This is a genomic window from Stenotrophomonas sp. HMWF003, from assembly GCF_003061285.1.
Classification (GTDB): domain Bacteria; phylum Pseudomonadota; class Gammaproteobacteria; order Xanthomonadales; family Xanthomonadaceae; genus Stenotrophomonas; species Stenotrophomonas maltophilia_AP.
The window spans coordinates 3990-5717 of sequence record NZ_QAIW01000250.1; the positions used below are offsets into that span (position 1 = coordinate 3990).

The window sequence follows — 1728 nt, forward strand, 5'->3', positions numbered from 1 at the left end:
GCTTCGGGCGCTCGGACAAGCCGGCCGACGGCTACGAGTACGACACGCTGGCCGACGATCTGGCCGGCGTGATCAACGACCTCGACCTGCAGGATGTCACGCTGGTGGGCTTCTCGATGGGCGGTGGCGAAGTGGCCCGCTACATCGCCCGCCACGGCGAACAACGCCTGCACAGCGTGGTGTTCGCCTCGGCCGTGCCGCCGTACATGCTCAAGACCGACGACAACCCCGAAGGGCCGTTGACCCCGGCCAAGGCCGATGAAATGAAGCAGGGCCTGGAGCGCGATCGCGATACCTTCTTCGATGGCTTCACCAAGGACTTCTTCAGCGCCAACGGTGAGCTCAAGGTCAGCGAGAAAGAGCGCCAGGAGGCCATCGCCCTGTGCAGGCAGTCGGACCAGACGGCGGCGCTGGGCTGCATGAAGGCCTTTGGCACCACCGACTTCCGCGAGGACCTGAATAAGGTCACCGTGCCCACCCTGGTGCTGCACGGCGACAGCGACGGCACGGTGCCTTACGAGGGCTCGGGCAAGCGCACCCACGCGGCCATTGCCGGGAGCGAGGCGGTGGTGCTGAAGGACGCGCCGCACGGCTGCAACGCCAGCCACGCCGAGCAGTTCAACGCGGCGTTGGTGGCGTTCCTGGCCAAGTGACGGTGCGGTAGCATCCGACCATGCGCCAGACCCGTACCCCGCCGTGGAAGAAGCCCAACCCCAAAGGCGGGGCGTCCCGACCGTTGTCGCCGGCACAGAAGGACGCCGCGCGGCAACGGGCCGAGGAAAACGGCCGTGCCTATCCGAACCTGGTCGACAACATGTGGGCGGCCAAGCTCCCACGGGGGGACTGACGCCCCTGATGACGCGGCGTCGCCCGGCAACGGGCGGCGACCTCAGCGGCGAATGGCGAGCACGCCATCCATGGCCAGGTCGGCCTTGAATCCGGCCTTCTCCAGGCGCTTGGCCACTTCACGCGGCACATCGCGGCCGCTGGTGAGTTTGTTCGGGGCGCCGGTGTAGTGGAACATGCGCCCGCCTTTGCGCATCACCCGCGCCAACTGGTCGTAGAACACCTGCGAATACAACTCGCCGGCAATGCCGAAGCGCGGCGGGTCGTGCAGGATGGCGTCGACCGAACTGGATTCGAGCGCTTCAATGGCCTGTGACACATCGCCCTGGGTCAGCGACAGGCGCCCGCTGCTGCTGGCCGCCTCGGGGTCGGGCGACCACGGGTTGAGCGTGCGCAGCCACAGCACGTCGGGGTTCTTTTCGAACGATTGGATACGGGTGACGCCGCCTTCCAGGCAGCACGCCGCGAAGTAACCGAGCCCGCCGCAGGTATCGAGCACGGTCTTGCCGGCCGGGGCAATCAGCGCCACCTTGCGCCGCGCATCTTCAAACGGCGACACCTGCGCGCTGGGCAGCATCTTGATGCCGTCGATCTCGAAAGTGGGGGCATCCCACTCGGTGGGCACCAGTTTGATCAGTGCCGAGCCGAACCGCGACACCGCCAGGAATTCTTCGCCGTCCCAGTAATACAGGGTGCGGTCTTTGGTCTTGCCCGGGTAGTCGTAGCGCGCGCCCTTCCAGAGCCAGTGGTCGGCGGCCAGCGTGGCAGTGCCGGTGGACAGGCCAAGGTCGAGCGAGCCGGTCCATTCGGTCGCGCCGCTGTCGCGGGCGCGGGTGAGGGTTTCGGCAAGCGGGCGGGTCAGCAGGGGGCCGGTGTAATGGG

General features: G+C 67.4%; 3 protein-coding genes. 2 read left to right on the forward strand and 1 reads right to left on the reverse strand.

The features are described from left to right. On the forward strand, window positions 1–653 hold a 653-nt coding region (locus tag DBR34_RS10460), incomplete at its 5' end, for an alpha/beta hydrolase (protein WP_258223810.1). A 20-nt stretch (window positions 654–673) separates the two neighbouring features. Further along, a complete protein-coding gene (locus tag DBR34_RS21295) occupies window positions 674–847 on the forward strand; it encodes a hypothetical protein (RefSeq protein WP_181393967.1) in 174 nt (57 codons plus the stop codon). A gap of 42 nt (window positions 848–889) precedes the next feature. Here DBR34_RS21295 and DBR34_RS10465 read toward each other — a convergent pair. Then, window positions 890–1728 (reverse strand): MnmC family methyltransferase (locus DBR34_RS10465; protein ID WP_128096747.1); only part of this gene is annotated, 839 nt, incomplete at its 5' end.

Excerpts from the sequence above, each read along its gene's own strand:
- DBR34_RS21295 (WP_181393967.1), top strand. The coding sequence starts at position 674 with ATGCGCCAGACCCGTACCCCGCCGTGGAAGAAGCCCAACCCCAAAGGC.